We start from the raw sequence: 17,962 nt of genomic DNA on the forward strand, positions 1-17,962 counted from the left end.
GCCGGTCCCGTTCCACACCGGACCGGCCGGCCGCCAGAGGAGCACTTCCTTGCCGCTGAACGCTGCCTCACGGGCAACGCCGCCTTCCAGGGGCACCGCCTCATCGTCGTGGCTCACTCGACAGCGGCATCGAGTTCTGCCGAGCAGATACGCCATCATGCGCGCCTGCTCTCGCAAAGGTCATCGACAATTTCGGCCAGGAGTGACCGATCGAGTTGACCCATGACCCGCGCGCAGACAGACCAATCCGTGCTGAGCAGCAGGGTGGTGGCCACCAGTCGGCGTGCGAACGGTCGTCCGGATGCGGTTTTGCAGGCGCTCTCAGCAATCGCCAGCAGTGCCTGGACCTGTTCGGAGGAGGGCCAGAGATCCAGCGCAATGCGCTCCGCAGTCGTCGGAGCCGTGATGGCGACTGCCCGGGCCACGCCAGCCATCGCTCGTGTTCGGCGCACCCGGTCGACGATCAACCGGGCGATCTGCTCGGCTCGCCGCGGGTGTTCGACGGCCACCATCAGCGCAAGCCATTCGAGCAACTCATGCCGGGTCTGCAGATGCTCGATCTTCTCGGCTATCCACAACGCCGAGTCGATGTCCCCCGGTGCCACGTCGCGTGCCGCCTCCGCCAGAGCACGGGAGTGTTCGATCGGGCCGCGTGACGCTTGTGTGACGTCCTGCAGCCATTCCCTGACGGCAGCCGGATCGCGTTCTGGCCCGTTCGGTCGCGGCGGGGGTCCTGCATTTCTGCGCCGTTCGTCGGCATCGAACTGTTGGATGAGGGTCCGGAATTGCCGCTTTTCCTGTGAGTCGTCGATAACCTCGGCTGCGGAGCCAGCGAGCGCGCGCAGATGGTTGGACCATGGCCGGTCCTGGGACGCCGCCGCGGTGGCAAGCTCGGTCAGCAGACGTACCCGGAGTAGCGCATCACCAACGGCGAGCACTAGGCGTTCCGCGAGACTTCTGTCCCGATCGCCAATGCCGTGTAGCACCGCTACAAGAGCCTGCACGCGGGCCGTCGCATCCGAGATTTGCCCAGCCAATGTCCATGCCTGACTTGGATCATGCGCAACGAGTACGGTCGCGATGTTGCCAAATGCGCGGTCGCGCCCGTTCTGTGGTCCGATGTTGTCGGCAATCCGCAGCGCTTGCCCAAGATCGGTAGCCGCCACGACGCGGGCGACCTCCGCCGCCGCAAGCCCGCGCGTTACAGGGGATTCGATCTCCGACGCGAGTATTTGGAGCGCGGTGTCCGGCTCACGCTCGGCGAGTTTCGCCGCGACCAGAGCCATCGTCCGTTGCTTGACTACCGTGATGGGGATCGACGCCGCGACCTTGATAGCTCGATCTGGGCGAGTCTCGAGCAACGTGACGACGACGGCCATGAGAATATCCGACTTGACCGGCAAGTCGGTGACCGACGTCGCGGCACGAGCCGCCAGATCGGGCGCGGTCGCCACTAGGCGCTTGGCCACCGCCGCGAGCGTGTCGTTGCGGGGGTGCACGTCGGTGATGGCCATTGCCAGATCGACTGCGCGTTCCGGTGCGACCGCAGCGAGGGCTATAGCAACGGTTCCGATTGCACGTTCGCGCTGCTTGGCGTCCGCGATCGCGAGCGCGAGCTGCTCCGCTTGCACAGGGTCGTTCGCGGCGGTTCGTTCCATCGCGAGCGCCTCTGCCTTCGCGATTGCCGAGCGGACTTCGTGGCGACGGCGTGGATCTGTGATTGTCCACAGTAGTCGGCGAGCGCGCTCGGGGTCGTATTCGACGATCGCCTGAACGACGGTGACGAGCGATCGCTCCTCCTCGGAAACGTCGACCGCTCCGCGCGACGTTTCCTCCGCCATGTGCGCCAAGCGAATGCTGCGCTCCAAGTCGACCGGCGCTAGTGCCAACGCGACGCCCACAAGTGCCGCTGCCCGCGCGACGGGGTTCGTCGCCGCCAGGGCGATCTGTTCGGCGACATCCGGCGTGTCGGTTGCAATCATGATCGCAACCGACACGTCGACAGATTCAAAATTTCCACCGGACCGCATCATTTGCCGGGCATCCGAAGCATCAAGCGCGGCGGAAGGCGGCGCGAGCAACACCGAGACCCGGCTCCGCACCGCGGGGCTCCGGATCAAACGGCGCAATTTCTCGGCTTCGTCGATCGCCACTTTGGCCTCGCTCGGAGCCCGTCGCGCGAGCATCGACGCCAGTTGGGCCAGGCAAACGGCACGTTGCGACAGGTCGTTAATCGACCGTAGGAAAGTTAACGCCTCGCGGGGAGCATGCTCGGCGATCACCTCCGCAATCGTCAGCAGAGGCTCGCAGCTTCGGCCGGCATCAACGAGACCCAAGGCCAGATGCTTGGCCTCCTCAATACAAGTCTGCGCGTCCGCTGGTGCCAACTGCTGAAGCGCGGACCAAAGTCGCGCGAGTCCTGCCGCCCGCCGCCCGTCGTCCGCTATGGTGTAGATCATCGCCTGTGCTCTGCCAGCATCCCGAGGAGCAGTCGCAACTGCTACCGAGGTCATGGCCGAGTCGCGGTCGGCGGAGTAGGCGAGGTCAGCGAGGTATCGCTCCGCGCGCTCAGGATCGCGATCGGCGATGCTGTCTGCAATCGCTGCGTATGCACGTGAGCGGCGCGAAACGTCGGGTATCGCTGCGGCGATGCTCTCTGCATGGACAACATCTCGTGCTGCGATCGTGCGAGCGATGTCGATCGCACCGTTGGATCGCCACTCGGCATCTGCAATGCTGGCAACGATCTGCTCGGCCCTCACCGCATCGCCGCCTGCGACGACCGCGGCAAGCGCCGCGAGCGCTCGCCCCTGCTTGCCAAGGTCGGGACTGCTCCGGGCGAGCCCTTCGCCTCGGTGCGGCTTTCCTAGCAACGCCCACAACGCCGGCAGCCGATCCGGAATGTGAACATTGCGCCGTCTGATGACGAGTCGGCGTTGCGCGAGTCGGACCAGCGTTCGCAAATCCGGATCCGGTTGCTCCGCCGACCGACGGATCGCCGCTTCGATCTCACCGTATGCTGCGTGGTCGCCCCCAGTATGATCCAACATCCTGCTGTGACGCCGGTCGTCCTGTGCGAGAACGGTCAACCGGTCCGCGTCGTGTGCGGCGTCCAACATCTGCTGGTAGCCCGTAAGCAGGTACCTCGGCGTCGATTCGGGCCAGCCAGCGATCTGATATTGCTCGGCCCAGTGATGGATCCGCATGCGATGTTTTTCGATTTCGTTTGGGCCGAGTGACGTTTCCGCTTGCTGTTTAAGTGTCTCGTGGGCGAACATGTACACGCTCTGCTGGGCGGTCGACAGCGGATCGGCCCGGCCGCCGATCGTCCGCCCAAAGACACTGCCGAGGAGTGCGGCAATTGCATACCTAGGCCGTCCGGTCAAGTCTTCCAGATCCCCAAGCGCCAGACCACCACCGCTGGCGGCGATGAGGCCGACGATGTTGCGGTGCAATGGCTCCGGGATGCGGGCGAGAAGCTCGCCGAGCTCGAACTGAGCGCGCTCGGCGATCCTTGATGCGTGGCTCGATGGGTGCAGCATCCGATGGGTGCATCCTCGCAGCGGATGATCCAGGTCCAGGTCAGTAGGAAGGTCGGGATGCGGGCGGCCGGACACAATTACCCTGAGTCCGTCGCGGCAATCTCGCGGCAGCAGTGACGCGATGCTCGGCATACCGGAGCCGGGCCGGGCGCCGGTATCCTCGTCCAGGCCGTCGATCAGGAGAACCAGGCGAAGACTCCGGCGATGCAGTGCGGCTGTAGTCGCCCGCAGTAGACGACGGCGATGCGCGTCGAGAACCGACGGGCTGCCATGCGGCATCTCTTCGCCAGTCAGGGCCGAGAACTGGTCCAGCAGGGCAACGGTGAATGCTGTGCTGTCCGTCTGGCCGGCGAACCGCGCGGTGATGAAGAACGGAACGACGACGACACCCGCAGGCGGGTGCAGGGCGAATGTAGCCATGAGTGCGGTCTTGCCGGCCCAAGGCCGGCCTTCCCAGTACATATACGGCTCGTCGCCGGCACAGAACTCTGCCATCGCCTGCAGTTCAACTTCCCGGTCACGCAGCCCGTCCGGTGGAGCGATGTCTTGCAGCTGCTCTCGGTATGCCGACCAGGTCAACGCCAGATTCGGAATGTCGAGATGTCGGTACCGGCCGGCAATCATGGGCCAGGGGGCCCGGCCCAGATCGGCGATACCTCGGGACGTCAAGACGTCGAGGACGGCATCGAGCCGACACGCCGCCAGTCGGCCCAGACCCTCCCTCTTGTGATGACTCGTGACAACACCGACGAGTACTCCTTGACAGAACACAGGGCCACCCGACATGCCCTCCCAGGGCGACCGGTCGGGGTGATCCGGGTCTGGGGCGGGCGGCGGCACGATCAATTCGATTGCGCCGTCCCGCCGATTGGATCCGGCGGTGATCGTTGCCGGGACCTGCGCCATTACGCGATACTTCGGAGCGCCGTCACCATCGACTGGCTCAAAGCCGTCTTCGCGGCGGAGCTTCCATCTCGGAAATCCGGCCGCCATGCCATCGATAATGACGCCGACATCGCCGAATGTACCGATAGCGGGTTGCTCCACGTCGACAGACTCGTCGATCGAAATCGTCGCTAGGTCCCAATCTCCGAGGCGGTCCGCCCGTGTCCCGGTCACAGTCCACATCGTCGCCATCCCGGCGTCGAACGTACACGTGATCACTGCGGCGTCGGCCACGATGTGCCAGGCTGTAAGCACAGCGGTCCCTGTTAGCAGGTAGCCCGCGCCACACAGAGCGGCGCCGTGACGGTCGACCGCAATCACCTGCGCGACCCGTGACGGGATCCAGCCGTTGGACTGCACAACGATCAGCTCTCAGTGCCGGGTCAGCGCAAACCGCTGCCCGGCACCTCCTCGCCGTCGATCGGTCTGCCGGCCACGGTCGTTTTCACGCCGTGCTCGTCCATGGGTTGGAGGGTCAGCTTGATACGATGCGTATGTTGCGACGACCGCTTGCTCTCGGCGCTAGCATCGACGACCCACAGTTTTGCTTTGGCGCCATTGCCCCGCGAGCTGTCGACCACGACGGCGAACTCCAACTCGATCGGGCCGAGCTCGAACCGAAGTGTCTTATCTTCGCCCTGCCATTGCGCGTAATACAGGTCGCCACGGAGCTGCCGGATGACCTCTGCCACGCTGATGTCGTCGGCATCGCCCACTGATTTCCTCCGTTGATCGTTAGCCGTCGTCGCGCACATCATTGCGCAGCGGGCGGCCAAACAACAGCCGCCCATTGGATGTTTGGTCTCGTCATGCGGGTAAGCAACCGACACGGGTGCCGCGGCCGTTCGCAGATCTTGAACGGTTGGGTTGGTACGGGCTTCATGGTGGGACCGGGGCAGCGAGGAGGTCGGTAGCTGCCGCTAACCACCGGTGGCTCTCAAAAGTACGACACGGCGGCGTGGGTACGGTCGTGCCATGACCGACTGGGTGCGACTCGAACTGGACGTGGAGCAGTTCAACGACGCGGAGTTCGAGCCCTACCTGCAACGGGCCCGGACGGCGGGCACCGCGTTCACGACGATGGCGCAGCTCGGTGACACGGCGCCGCACCGGCGCGCGCTCTACGAGCTGAACAAGACGTGCTCGGCCGACATCCCGGACCGCGGGACCTTCTACACGTACGCCGAGTACCTCGCCCAGCGCATCGACGTGGCCACCTTCAACCCGAGCGGCGTCGTCCTCGCGACCCGCGACGACGCCTGGATCGGGATGTCCACGACCTCGTTGCACCCGGACAAGGGGTACGCGTTCGCGGAGATGACCGGCGTGCTCGCGCCGCACCGCGGGCAGGGCCTGTCCCTGGCGCTGAAGCTGCTCGCGATCCGTTTCGTCAGGGCATCGGGCTACCGGCGGCTGCTGACGTTCCACCACCCGCGCAACACGTCCGCGATCGCGATGAACCGGCGGCTCGGCTTCGTCGACCCGCCACCCGAACAGGTCGGTTGAGGGTCCGGGTTCGCCCGCGTCGTCTTGCCGACAGCGACCGGCGAACCGGTACTTCGACGTGGATGCGCGGCCGGGACCGGCCGACCCTCACCCGCATGGGCGACATCCTGTTCCGGCTGCTCGGGGACGTTACGGCCCGCGACCACGAGGGCGCGGCGGTCGACCTCGGCCACGATCGGCAGCGCTGCGTGCTGGCGGTCCTGCTGGTCGCGGCCGGCCGGGCGGTCCCGGCCGACACGCTGATGGAGCGGGCCTGGGGCGAGCGGCTGCCACGCCGGCCGAAGGACGCCCTGTACAGCTACATTTCCCGGCTGCGGCACGTGCTCGCCCCGACCGGCGCCACGCTGGAGCGGCAGCGGGCCGGGTACCTGATCCGGGTCGACCCGCTCGCTGTCGACCTGCACCGGTTCGACGACCTCGTCCGGCAGGCCCGCGCGGCCGCCGACGACCGGCAGGCGCTCGACCTGGTCGAGGAGGCGCTTGCGTTGTGCGCCGGTGAGCCGTTCGGTGCGCTCGACACGCCCTGGCTGAATGCGGTCCGCGACGAGCGGGACCGTTCCCGCCGCCGCGCCGAACGCGAGCGCGACGAGCTGGTGCTGCGGGTGGGTGGGCATGCCGTCGTCGTCGACCGGCTCGTGGCCAGGGCCGCGCAGGACCCGCTCGACGAGGCGCTCGCCGGGCAGGCGTTGGTGGCGTTGTACCGCTGCGGCCGGTCCGCGGAGGCACTCGCGCATTACGACCGGGTCCGGCGCCGGCTCGCCGAGGAGCTGGGCACCGAGCCCGGGGCCGCGCTGCGCTGCCTGTACGAACGCATCCTGCGCGCCGACCCGGAGCTGGCCGGGCCCGAACCGCCGGCGAACCAGCGGCCGGACCCGCAGCCGGAGCCGCGGCCGGCACCGCGCCAGCTGCCACCGCCGCCGGGGTCGTTCGTCGGGCGGGCCCGGCAGCTGGCCGAGCTCTCCGCCGCCCTGGCACCCGCCGCCGGCGCCGGCCCCGCCGTGGCGATCTCCGCCATCGGCGGGCCGGGTGGCGTCGGCAAGACGTGGCTGGCGCTGCGCTGGGCGCACGAGCACCAGCACCGCTACCCGGACGGTCAGCTCTACGTCAACCTGCGCGGCTTCGACCCGTCCGGCGAGCCGGTGGACCCCGCCGCCGCGATCCGCTCGTTGCTGGAGGGTCTGGGTGTGCCGGGGTACGCGTTGCCGGCCGACGCCGACAGCCGGGCGGCGCTGTATCGCAGCCTCGTCGCGGGTCGCCGGATGCTCGTCGTGCTGGACAACGCCCGTGACACCGCCCAGGTCGTGCCGCTGCTGCCCGGGGCGCCGGGCTGTGCCGTCCTGGTCACCAGCCGGCGGCGGCTCACCGGGCTGGTCGCCACCTACGGCGCGCGGCCCGTGCGGCTGGACGTGATGAGCGACGCGGAGGCGAGGGCCTTGCTGCGCGCCCGGCTGGGCGAGTCCCGGCTCGCCGCGGAGCCGGCGGCCCTCGACGCGCTGCTGCCGCACTGCGCGGGCCTGCCCCTGGCTCTGGGCATCGTGGCGGCGCGGATGGCGACCGGCACGCCCGGCGACCGGCCCGGCGGGCTCGCGGCGCTGGCCGCCGAGCTGCACGACCGGCGGGCCCGGCTGGACGCCCTCGACACCGGTGAGCTGACCCTGAGCCTGCGCGCGGTGATGGACAGCTCCGTCCGCGCGCTGTCCGGCCCGGCCGAGCGGGTGCTGTGCCGCCTGGGCCAGGCGCCCGGCCCCGACATCGGGATCGCCGCCCTGTCCGCCCTCGACGGCACGGCCCCGGAGGCGCTGCGCCCGGCGCTGCGTGAGCTGATCGACGCGAACCTGCTCACCGAGGACCCGCCGGGACGGTACCGGATGCACGACCTGGTCCGGTTGTACGCCGACGAGCGGGCCGCCGCCGGGGACGAGGCCGGGCGACACGCGGCCCTGGAACGGCTGCTCGATCACTACCTGCACACGGCGTACGCGGCGGACCGGCGGCTCCAGCCGCTGCGCCCTCCGATCGCCCTGGCGCCGGCCGTGGCGGACGCGCGGGTCGCGGCCCCGGTCGGCCGGCGCGCGGCGCTGGCCTGGTTCGCGGCCGAACGGCACACGCTGCCGGCCGCGGTGCGCCACGCCGCCGCGAACGGGTTCGACCGGCACACCTGGCAGCTGGCGTGGGCCCTGCTGTACCTGTTCGACCAGCGCGGCGACTGGCAGGACCAGGTCGATGTCCACCGGGTCGCGCTGTGCTCCGCGCGCCGGCTCGCCGACGACCGTGGTCAGGCCCACGCGCATCTGGGCGCCGCCCGCGGGTACACCTGGCTGGGCCGCTTCGACGAGGCGCGCGAACACCTGGGCCGCGCGCTCACCGCGTTCGAACGGCTGGACGACCGGATCGGCCAGGGAACCGCCCGGCGTGGCCTGGCCCGCGTCTCGGCCCGCCAGGGGCAGCCGCGCCGGGCCCTGGACGACGACCACCGGGCGCTGGAGCTGTTCGCGGCGGCCGGCCACGAGTACGGGCTGGCGCAGGTGCTCAACGCGATCGGCTGGCACCACGCACACCTCGGCGAACACGACCACGCGGCGGACTGGTGCCGGCGGGCGATCGCGATCCAGCAGCGCATCGGCGACCGGGTCGGCGAGGGCATGACCTGGGACAGCCTCGCCTACATCCGGCGCGGCGACCGGCGCCACCGCGACGCGGTCGACTGCTACCGCCGCTCCGCACAGCTGCTGCACGACGCCGCCGACGGGTACTACGAGGCGGTCGTGACCGAGCACCTCGGCGACGTGCACGCCGAACTCGGCGACGCGGAGGCGGCGCGGGCGGCGTGGCGGCACTCGGCCTGCCTGCTCACCGCGCTCGGCCACCCGCACGCCGCCGGCCTGCACACCAAGCTCGCGGTGCGGGGCGGCCCGCCGCTGCGCCGCCCGGTGGAGAGCAAGATCTAGGACCGACGCGGACACGCGCCGTGCCGTCACCCTGACCTGCGGCCGCCCGCCGTCACGGCGGCCTCGGCGTGGTCCCCCACCACGCCACGGTCGCCCTTCTGAGTCCGTCAGGGCGACCGTGGCGATCCGGGAGGTGCCGGTTACAGGCTGCGGGCGGCGATATCGCCGTAGGCGGTGGTCGCGTGGATGGTCAGCTCGGCGGTGCCGCCGGCGTTCTTGAGCGCGTTGTGGACCCGGCCGTAGCTGGTGCCGGCGTCCAGGGACGCGTCGACCCCGGCGGCGGCACCGACGGACACGTCACCGGCCTGGGTGTGCAGCACCACCGCACCACGGACCGCCTCAACGATGCGGATGTCACCCTTCGCGGTGCTGATCTGCGCCGGCCCGTTGAGCCGCCCGACGGAGACGTCACCGGCGAGGGTGGTCAGCCGGACCCCGGTGACGTCGTCGAGGTTGATGTCGCCGTGCGCGCCGTCGTAGGCGACGTCGCCGAGACGCCCGACGGCGCGGACGTCGGCGCTGGCCGCCTTCACCTCCACCCGCGAACCCGCCGGCAGGCCGACGGTCACCTGGATGGAGCCGGAGCTGCCGAGGATCTGATGCTTCGCGGTCGCCTCGATGCGCAGGACACCGTCGCCGTACACGACCGTGGTCTGCTCGGCGACCTTCACGTCACGGCTCTTGGCCGGGTCCGCGGGCAGCACCTCCACGGTGGTGTCGACGCGGTCGGCGGCGACGAACTGGACCCGACCCGCGGGGATGTCCAGGATCGCAGAGATCGGGGCGGGGGTGTCGAAGGTCTGCATGCTGCTCACTCCTTGGTCTGCTTCGGCGCCAAGCCGGTCCGGCTTGCCCACAGACCATCGCGAGCCGCTCTGACACCGGACTGACAGCGCGCTAACACCCCACCGCCAGCAGCGACCAATCCCTGTCAGGGAGCCTTCAGGAGTACGGGCCCGACGCTCCGGGTCCACGGCCGGCCGAAACGGTATCGAGGGGGTGCGCGGCGATCCGCGCGGCGAGATTCCTGGCGACCGAATCGGCCGCGGCGCTGCCGGGCTTGCGCCTCGCCTGGTCCTCGAAGCAGGCGAGGAACTGATCGCCGAACCCCAGCCGGGGATAGCGCTCGAGCGTCGCCGCCCTGGCTTCCGGCGGGAACTCGTCCTGCCACCGTCCCACGATCTCCCAGCTCGTCGCGACCTGCAGCAGGTGCGCCTCCGGGTCAACGTCCGCGGACACGTCATCGCGCATGTGCAGCATGATGATCTCCCCGACCCGTTCCACCCGGTCGGCCGGCCAGCCCGCCGCGAGGCCGAACACCCGGGCCACGTCTCCCCCGGCCTCCTCGAACGGCACCGTGTAGCTGTCGAACGACGGCGCCAGCGCGATGTCGTGCAGCAACGCCGACACGCAGAGCAGCTCCTCGTCGCAGCGGATCCCGTGCGCCTCGGCGTACATGGCCCCCCAGATGTAGCTGCGCACGGAATGGTTGAAGAACGCGGGCGGGAAATAGCGCTCGGCCACGGACATGGCGGCCGCGACCGCGGGCGTCTCCGGCAACATCAGGCCTACCTCTCACACGATCTCCATCTGGTCCACCTGCGCCAACCGTCCAGCAGACAAGCGGCGAACAGCCTCACCCGACGGGAGCGACCCGGCGCGTGGAAGTTTCGGCGGGGGGTACAGGTCAGCGCGGTGCCGGGGCTCGATCGTTGACGGGCGGGGGCGGGCGGCTCAACCGTTGCCGGTATGACGAAGAGGCTGGCCGTCCTGGGTGCGATCGGCGCGTGCGCCGCCCTGCTCGTGCTGTACCTGCAGCCCAGCGCCCAGGCGACGGTGCCGGAGCCCACCGCGCCGGTGACCGGCAATGCGACCTACTTCGACGCCCTCGGCTCGCCCTACGGCGGTTGCGGGATGCCTCAGGCGGAGCTGGAGACGCAGGACTTCGTCGCGCTCAACGTCTTCAACACCCCCGGCGACGGTACCTTCTACACCCGCCCCCTGCCGGCGTCGATGGCCGACAAGATGGGACTGTGGAACAACGGCCGCAACTGTGGACGCTGGGTCCAGGTCAAGATCGCGGACTACTGTTCGGGCACGAACGACGGCGCCCTCGGCCAGCCGTTCTGCCGCAACGGGTCGTGGGCGTCGGACGCGTACAACGGCGGCGTCCTGAACATGATCGTGGCGGACAGCTGCGGCGACGCGAACTCATGGTGCCGCGACGACCCGTACCATCTGGATCTGTCGAAGCCCTCGCTGAACCGGTTCGTGAAGAACGGGGCGCCGCTGAGCGACCTGTTCCCCAACCATTGGAACAACCGGCACGTGGACTGGTCGTTCATCCCCGCGCCCAGCTACTCCGGCGACATCCAGATCGGTTTCCTCAGCGGCGCGCAACGCTGGTGGCCGGCGATCGCCGCGTCCCGCCTGCCCAACGGCATCCACGGCGTCGAGTACTACGCCGACGGCGCCTGGAAGTCCGCACAGCTCAACGGCGACATGGGCCAATCCTACGTGATCGGCGGCACGACGTCGGGCGGCACCCAGTTCCGGATCCGGGTGCGGGACGCTTCGGACGCGCTGCTGTTCGGCGGCCGGGAGTACAGCTTCGCGCTGCCGGAGGCGTGCTCCGCGCAGTGCGGGGCGGCGTACACCAGGGCGACCTACACCACGGGAGGCGCGTCGTCCTCGGCCTCCCCCTCCCGCTCCGCCTCGGTCTCACCGTCGGCCTCGGTCTCGGTCTCACCGTCCGCCTCCCGGTCGCCGTCGGCGTCAGCGTCGGCGTCAGCGTCGGCGTCAGCGTCGGCCAGTGCGTCCGCAGGCGGTTGCACCGCGACCGTTGCCGTCACCGGGACGTGGGGCAGCGGCTACCAGGCCGAGGTGACGGTTCGCAACACCGGCGGCGCCGCGTCGACCGGCTGGACGGTGTCGTTCACCTTCGCCGGCACGCAGCGCATCGCCAGCTCCTGGAACGCCGTCGCGACGCAGACCGGCACCCGGGTAACCGCGGCGAACCAGCCGTACAACGCGGTCATCCCCGCCGCCGGCTCCACCAGCTGGGGCATGGTCGTCGACGGCCAGAACCAACCCCTGACAGCACTCACCTGCACGCTTCGCTGAAGCACGCGGAACCACGGCAATGTGCCCGGGTCGGTGCCAACCTGGGCGCGCACCAACGGCTGGCGGCGTCTCGGTCCGGCGTCATCGGCTTCCGATAGCGTCAGCGTCGATGATTCGCCCTGCCGCCGCTCGCAGCACCGCGGGATCGTCAGTGGCGCACACGTTACAGACGGTCCAGATCGCACCGTCGGGCGTCACGACGGTGCTCTGATCGATGGCTGTCGTGCCGAGTTCGTCGTTCGGTGCGTCGGATCGCACGCGCTCGCGGATCAGATGGAAGTTCGGCGAGGAATAGACGGCGTCAGTGGTCGCGGACCGCACCACGATGGTGCGGCCGCCCGGTGCGATCTGCACGTGAAGGCCGTCGTTGATCTCATGCTCGGCGAGCACGTGCAGGATCTGGCTCTCCACAAGGAACAGCGCGTGATCGGTCAGGACGACGGCCTGGCGGGTCTGCGGGTCAACGACGATGTCCCTGATGCCGCCCAGGCCGTCGTACGTGACGCGTGCCTCGCCGGTGGTCAGGTCGAGCACCTCGACGCTGCCATCGGATCGTCCGACGATGATGCGATCTTCGAGTGCTGCGACCGCCGTCGCGGTCGTGGCGGCACCACCACCTTGACGGATGACCTTCGTGCTCGGGAGTGCCTTGGCTTTGCCACCCGTCAGGTTCCACCGGTCGATGTGGTTGCCGGCCACCGAGACAAGCAGGCCGCCGGAGGGTGTGAGCGCGACCGGGCCGCCGGGGTGAAGCTCCGAGACGACGCCTCCGTCGGCGACGATGACGGTGCGATGATCGGCGTACGTCAGCGCGGCAGCGGATCCGGCAGGTGCGGTCAGCCATCGCGCTCCGTCCTTCCACGCAAGTGACGCCACTGGTCCCGTCAGTCGCGCAACGGCACCGGACCGCTCCCATCGAAGCAGGTCGACCGGTTGCTGCGCCGGCCGGTCGGTCGACGTGACCAGCAATCCACCCGCGACCACGCCGAGCGGATGCAGTCGTGCCTGTTCCGCATTGCCGGCCGCGGACCTGCCGGCCGACATGACGCGATCCAGCCGCTGCCGGAACACACTCCCTCCGGCCGTGCCGAGCACGATGCTCCAATTGCCGCGCTCGTCGCGCTCGAGGCTTGCGGCTGTGACCGTCCGCTGACGCTCCGATCCGGTGCCGGGCATCCACACGGACCCCGCGTCCGCGAGCGTCGCGACGCCCAGTGGATCGCCGAGAGCGTCGCGGGCGGGTCCGTACGCGGCAGTCCCGTCCGGCGACAGCCAGCTCCTGTTCGGCGGTCCCCTGACGCCATCCGCTGTGTACTCGCCGTCTGGTCCGCGGCGCGCGCCACCGGAGAAGTTCTCGGTGCAGAACCCGACGACCCGACCGGCATCGGCAACCACGAGGTCGATAACGGAATAGCCCCGGTAGGCAGCGTCCGGGTACGAGACCGAGTACCGCTGCTCGCAGGTATGCGCGTCATAGATGACGATGCGGCCGCCGAGGTCGCCGACGGCGATCACGTCGCCCTCAACCGTCAGGGCCATCGCCATCACCGCGGCGGGCTGCCGGATCTGGCAGCGATCTGCGATCCGGCCGTCGGCTGCTGGCCCTCGGACGGTCACCGTGCGGGCCACCGCGGTTGCGTATGTCGACAGGGTGCCGTCGAACGCGGCGAACGAGACGTCTGTGCTGAACTTCTCCTTCAGCCCTCCGGTCGACGTGGACCACCGGACGAGTTCGCGTTGCGTCGAGAGCGTCACGACGGATGCGCCGTCGGCGCTGATCCATCCAGCCGAAACCTTCGCACCTGGATGTGTCTTCGTCGTCTGTGACCGGTCCGAGTGGTCGACGGTGAGCACCGAGCCGTCAGCGGCGAGCGCGACCATCCCGCCGTTCGGGAGGAGACGCGTGGCGACGACCTCCGCGGGCAGCGTGTACGCCCAGAGGTCGTCGACGTGTGGCGTGGCGGCCAGAGTCTGCCGCAGCGCGCGTACCGACGCCTCAGTGGGCATGCGGTCATACGCCATCGCGGCAAGACGCAGCGGCTCCACGCTGTGGGACCAGGCGGGGGCACCATCTTCACGACCTCGAACACCGTCGATGCTCTGCGCTGCCAGTGTCTCCGACTGCCGGGTCCGCAGTTGCTGGTCGCGCTTTGCCTCACTGCCGCGCGTCGCCTGGTCGAGCGCAGCGAGGTGCTGCACCGTCACTGCGAGCAGGGCGGTCACGACCGCGACGGCGACGGCGGCGACGCTTCGAACGAGCCAGCGGCGACGCCGGAGGGCACGAACGAACCGCAGGACATCGTCCGGGACGGAGAGTCCCTCTTCGCGCAGGGCTGCGATCGTCTGGCCGGCCTCGTGGCTGCCCCGCTCGCCGCGGAAGAACGACGGGCCATCCGGGGTTGCTGCCGCTTCGAACAGGCGCGCCTGACGCCTGCCGAGCGGCAGCCGTCGCACGATGACGTCCCTGGCCGGCTCGAGGTCATCGTCCCGGGTCGCCTGGGCTGCCACCGGTTTGGGCCAGCCTTTCCAGTTCCACGCCGGCTCCCCGACGCAGACGACGAACTTGTGGTGGGCGGCGGCGGTGTCGTACTCCCATTTGCATGGCTCCGAGCCTTGATACGCATCCGATGTCATGGCGACGAACACGCCGGTGTTGCGGATCGCCGATTCGATCGATGGCTGCCATGGCGTGCCGGGAAGGAGGAAGTCGCGGTCGATCCACACGACGTAGCCGTCGTCCATGAGACGCGTCGCGAGCCGTTCCGCTCGGGTCTGTTCGTCCCGCCGATAGGAGATGAACACGTCGGAGTGGTGCCGGCCGGCACGGGCGAGTCCGGTCATCGCGGCACGCTGACATCGATGAAACCGGCAATCCGCGCCTCGACCGCCGGGCGGAGTTCCAGGTCGGGATCACAGGTGCGCTGCACCACGACGGCCTCATAGGTGGTAACGGTCGCCGACAGATCCGGCGCCACGAGCGGGGTCCCGACAGCCGGCACGCTGTATGGCTGGTAGAACGGGGCCTGGCACAAGAGCTCGCCATCCGCTGTCTGGTAGATCCGCGCGAAACTGAGGGTGCCGTTGCCGGCGGTTTTCGTCGGCCATGGCATGGCATCCACGTCACCGCCCACGGTCAGGACCCGCGTGCCGGTGACGTCCAGCGCCGCCGGAGCGCCGAAACTGTCGCTCGCCGGCACCTCGTGGCCGGACCGCAGATCCAGGAGCCTGATTCGTGCCTTCTCACCGACGGTGGTGCCACCGATCACTGCCGTCCGGCCGTCGTTCGAGACCAGCCGCAACTCGACGTGCGATTCCGCCTCCCCGTGACCGATGGGAAAGACCCGTGCCGATCGGCGCCCGACGTCGAACACGACCGCCGAATCCGTCGCCCCCGTCGATTGCCCGACCAGCATCACCGCTGTCATTCCGTCAGCGGCAAACACCGCCGTCGGCCCGCCGGCCCCGCTCCCACCCGCAGCCGCCCGGACGACCACGGTCCAGCTCTCCGCCCGCACAAGCAGCAGCGCGACGCCCGACGAATCCAACGCCACCGCGGTGGTCCCAGTTGGGCTGACCACGACCGACGCCGCGACACTGACCGGGCGTTCGCCCGGTGCCGATCCATCGTCCTGGGCGAGCGGAATCGCAGCAATGATGTCTCGCAGATCAGCAGTCCAATCAACGACCCCGCGGCAGTCGACGCCAGCAAAACGCAGATCCCAGTCCCGGCCGAGGTTTTCTTCCTGCACGGTGCGTCGACACCACGCGGTGCCGTCTGTCGGCACCGTTCCAGGGACCGCCACCGTCACCCGCCCCCGCGGCGACATCATCACCAGATGACCGTCCAGCTGTCCGACCCGGTCATCGGGCGACGGCGTACCGGTGACCTCGAGGTCCAGGACCGTGGAGCGGGCCATGACGGCTGCCGCATCCACGACGTCGACGTCACCGTCGGATGTCGCGACGGCCAGCACGTCGGCGGCCGGGCTCCACGCCCCGCCGATGGCAACGCCGGCCGTCGGCGGAAGCCACATCGAGCAGGATCCGTTCTGCTTGCTGTGGCACGCCACGGTCAACAGCTGCGTCCCGCCTTGATCGACTTCGGCGTGGATCCTCCCGCTGGCGCTGCGATGGGGATCGGCGGTGTCACGGACGTCCGGGCCTTGCCCCTCCTCGACCGGTAGCCCGGTCTCCACCGTCCGCTCCGCAGCGTCGTGCGGCTTGAACACGAGCAGCACCAGGCCCGCCCGCTCGACGAAACGCACCTCGTCTATCGCACCGGATCCGGAAGTCCAGCTGCCGATGTGCTTGCGCCTCGCCACATCAAGCAGCCACAACGTGCCTGGCTTGAGCCCGACCGCCAGGAACCGGCCGGTGCGCGACCACGCCAATGTCGACGGGCGGGCACCGAGCCGGAATGTAGTGTCCGGCATCGGCACCGACAGCACCTGACGCGTCGCCTCACGGATATCGCGCGTCGAGGCGCTGTCGAGGCCTCGCAACGCCGCACGCAGCGAGCCGAGTTGGTCGCCGGCGCGCATCGCCGATCGCGCTTCGACCGCGGCGGCGGAGGCGAGCCGCTCCCGCTCGGCCAAGGCCGCCTGATCGGCGGCCGCATTGCGGTCACGCTGCCAGAGAACGATCACCACGGCGGTCACGAGCACCGCAAGGCCGGCCACCACCACGGCGGCGGCTCTGGCCCGGCGCACCAGGTGCAGGTGCCGCCATCCTGCACTGAGGTAGGCCTGCACCAGCTCCTCGTCACCGCTCGTCACCGCCGACGGCAACGACTGCCAGAGCGTGTCCATACGCCGGAGCACTGTCGCGTCCAGCAGGTCGCGGCGCCGTCGCCCGCCGCCGTTCCATCCGTTGACGCTCGCCATCAGCGAGCCGAAGGACGCGGCTGCGGCCGGGTCCATCCTGATCGTGTGGAGCAGCTGGTCTCGCAGCTCGTCGTCGGGCAGCGTGTGTCCGGCGATGTGGTGCAGTTGCTGCAGCTCCGATGGAAGGTTCTGGACCGCGGGGTGCACAGCCACGGGGATGACGAGCCCGTCCGCCGACAGGCGTTGTTCCAGGCGGGCCACGAGCGACGCGTCCTTGACCGTTTCGCTGGAGACGGCGACCACGACGATCGGCTGGTCACCGGATGCTGATGGCCCCTCCGGAAGGTCCAGGAGGCGGACGAGGCGCGCGACCGCCATGGCGTCAGCGGCCGCGCCGACGACCGTGACGGGCAGCTCGTCGGCATGCCCTTCTTCCGAGCGCCGGGCCACCGAGCCTCCAATATCTGATCATGACGATGCCGGGAGAACCACAGTTTGCGAGAGCCCTCACGGCGGCCGAATCGACCATTCGGCCGTTTCTTTTGATCGCCGGTTGCACAACTATGACCAGCGTGGATGCCTCCAGACGCTTCCGGCGCGGTCGCCGCGACCCGATGCCGCTGCTCCTTCGAGTGGTGGCCGGGACGCTCCTGACGCTGGCCTTGGCGGCATGTGATGACCATCAGACGCCCGCGCCGGCCAACCCGTCGACGGGCGCAGGGAACGCGGTGCGCCCTACCGCGACGTCCACCGCAGACATCGATCGCGCCCTGCAGACGTTCCTCCAGGCGTGGAAGGAGGGCGACCGTCCCACCATGCTCCGCTACGCGTCAGCGGACACGATCGACAATTTCCGCAACAAGTATCCACTGAAATCGACCGAACAATTCGAGTTGGGCAGTGGTTGTGCGGTAGGGCCCACGTTGGAGGGGACGTGTGAGTTCCTGGTAGTAGATCCCGAGTTTCCGCCCGCGCTGATCTTCAAGTTCCTGTACCGGGCCACCAGCCGAGGTGTGGTCATTGACGCGATCCTCTTCGAGGGCGACGCGGGCTGACGTTTGGGATTCTCGCGGCC

10 protein-coding genes are annotated in these 17,962 nt (G+C 69.4%); 4 read left to right on the forward strand and 6 right to left on the reverse strand.

The window, feature by feature from the left end:
• Positions 1-155 precede the first annotated feature (155 nt).
• Both AB0K00_RS26925 and AB0K00_RS26930 read right to left on the reverse strand, forming a co-directional pair.
• Positions 156-4,847, reverse strand: a complete 4,692-nt coding sequence (locus tag AB0K00_RS26925) for a hypothetical protein (RefSeq protein WP_363525108.1) — start codon at positions 4,845-4,847, stop codon at positions 156-158.
• Between the two features lie 23 nt (positions 4,848-4,870).
• On the reverse strand, positions 4,871-5,203 hold the full coding sequence (locus tag AB0K00_RS26930; protein WP_363525111.1) for a trypco2 family protein: 333 nt from the start codon (positions 5,201-5,203) through the stop codon (positions 4,871-4,873).
• 259 nt (positions 5,204-5,462) lie between these two features.
• Between AB0K00_RS26930 and AB0K00_RS26935 the strand changes: the two genes are divergently transcribed.
• Entirely contained in the window at positions 5,463-5,993 is a 531-nt protein-coding gene (locus AB0K00_RS26935) for a GNAT family N-acetyltransferase (RefSeq protein ID WP_363525114.1), read from the forward strand.
• Positions 5,994-6,088: 95 nt separating this feature from the next.
• On the forward strand, positions 6,089-8,941 hold the full coding sequence (locus AB0K00_RS26940; protein ID WP_363525117.1) for a BTAD domain-containing putative transcriptional regulator: 2,853 nt from the start codon (positions 6,089-6,091) through the stop codon (positions 8,939-8,941).
• A 140-nt stretch (positions 8,942-9,081) separates the two neighbouring features.
• Here AB0K00_RS26940 and AB0K00_RS26945 read toward each other — a convergent pair whose 3' ends face one another.
• Together AB0K00_RS26945 and AB0K00_RS26950 are read right to left on the reverse strand one after the other, a co-directional pair.
• Positions 9,082-9,747 carry a DUF4097 family beta strand repeat-containing protein gene (locus tag AB0K00_RS26945; protein WP_363525120.1) on the reverse strand — a complete coding sequence of 222 codons (666 nt, stop codon included), beginning with the start codon at positions 9,745-9,747 and terminating at the stop codon, positions 9,082-9,084.
• A 136-nt stretch (positions 9,748-9,883) separates the two neighbouring features.
• Positions 9,884-10,471: an HD domain-containing protein gene (locus AB0K00_RS26950; RefSeq protein ID WP_363525123.1), complete on the reverse strand. Its 588-nt coding sequence runs from the start codon at positions 10,469-10,471 to the stop codon at positions 9,884-9,886.
• 219 nt (positions 10,472-10,690) lie between these two features.
• On the opposite strand from AB0K00_RS26950, the gene AB0K00_RS26955 reads away from it, so the two are divergent.
• Positions 10,691-12,064, forward strand: a complete 1,374-nt coding sequence (locus AB0K00_RS26955) for a cellulose binding domain-containing protein (RefSeq protein WP_363525126.1) — start codon at positions 10,691-10,693, stop codon at positions 12,062-12,064.
• Between the two features lie 81 nt (positions 12,065-12,145).
• Here AB0K00_RS26955 and AB0K00_RS26960 read toward each other — a convergent pair whose 3' ends face one another.
• Entirely contained in the window at positions 12,146-14,905 is a 2,760-nt protein-coding gene (locus AB0K00_RS26960) for a toll/interleukin-1 receptor domain-containing protein (RefSeq protein WP_363525129.1), read from the reverse strand.
• A complete protein-coding gene (locus AB0K00_RS26965; RefSeq protein WP_363525132.1) occupies positions 14,902-17,337 on the reverse strand; it encodes a hypothetical protein in 2,436 nt (811 codons plus the stop codon). Before AB0K00_RS26965 ends, AB0K00_RS26960 begins: the two co-directional genes overlap by 4 nt.
• 20 nt (positions 17,338-17,357) lie before the next feature.
• Here AB0K00_RS26965 and AB0K00_RS26970 point away from each other — a divergent pair, with 20 nt between their 5' ends.
• Positions 17,358-17,942, forward strand: a complete 585-nt coding sequence (locus AB0K00_RS26970) for a hypothetical protein (RefSeq protein WP_363525135.1) — start codon at positions 17,358-17,360, stop codon at positions 17,940-17,942.
• The last annotated feature ends 20 nt before the right edge of the window (positions 17,943-17,962 follow it).

Source organism: Dactylosporangium sp. NPDC049525, assembly GCF_040676755.1.
Lineage (GTDB): Bacteria > Actinomycetota > Actinomycetes > Mycobacteriales > Micromonosporaceae > Dactylosporangium.

Coding starts and splice junctions, on each gene's coding strand:
- AB0K00_RS26935 (WP_363525114.1), top strand. CDS start 5,463: ATGACCGACTGGGTGCGACTCGAACTGGACGTGGAGCAGTTCAACGAC.
- AB0K00_RS26955 (WP_363525126.1), top strand. CDS start 10,691: ATGACGAAGAGGCTGGCCGTCCTGGGTGCGATCGGCGCGTGCGCCGCC.
- AB0K00_RS26940 (WP_363525117.1), top strand. CDS start 6,089: ATGGGCGACATCCTGTTCCGGCTGCTCGGGGACGTTACGGCCCGCGAC.
- AB0K00_RS26960 (WP_363525129.1), bottom strand. CDS start 14,905: ATGACCGGACTCGCCCGTGCCGGCCGGCACCACTCCGACGTGTTCATC.
- AB0K00_RS26950 (WP_363525123.1), bottom strand. CDS start 10,471: ATGTCCGTGGCCGAGCGCTATTTCCCGCCCGCGTTCTTCAACCATTCC.
- AB0K00_RS26945 (WP_363525120.1), bottom strand. CDS start 9,747: ATGCAGACCTTCGACACCCCCGCCCCGATCTCTGCGATCCTGGACATC.
- AB0K00_RS26970 (WP_363525135.1), top strand. CDS start 17,358: ATGACGATGCCGGGAGAACCACAGTTTGCGAGAGCCCTCACGGCGGCC.